The 283-nt window shown below is 55.1% G+C and carries 1 pseudogene; it reads right to left on the minus strand.

The window, feature by feature from the left end:
- Positions 1–283, minus strand: a pseudogene (locus tag J0A66_RS23105) (NAD(P)/FAD-dependent oxidoreductase); the annotation flags it as partial.

Below are 283 nucleotides of genomic sequence, written 5' to 3' on the forward strand. Positions count from 1 at the left end.
AGTGCTCAGCCACACCCGGTGTGCCAAAGTCGTTAGATACGCTACCAATAGCCATAATCAGGGTGTCATAAGCCAGCTCGCGCTCTGGCACCACCACACGGCCTTCTTCATCGAACATGGCGGCCAGGCGCACACTTTTGCTCTGGGCATTTAGCCCAATCATTTCACCGTGCTGAAACTGGTAATAATGCTTTGCCCCATGGGCACTATAAGCCACGCCGTCGGTGCTGGTGTCCAACGAACCGCTGGCCACTTCGTGCAGTAACGGCTTCCAGATATGGCT

Source organism: Bowmanella dokdonensis (assembly GCF_017254865.1).
GTDB lineage: Bacteria > Pseudomonadota > Gammaproteobacteria > Enterobacterales > Alteromonadaceae > Bowmanella > Bowmanella dokdonensis.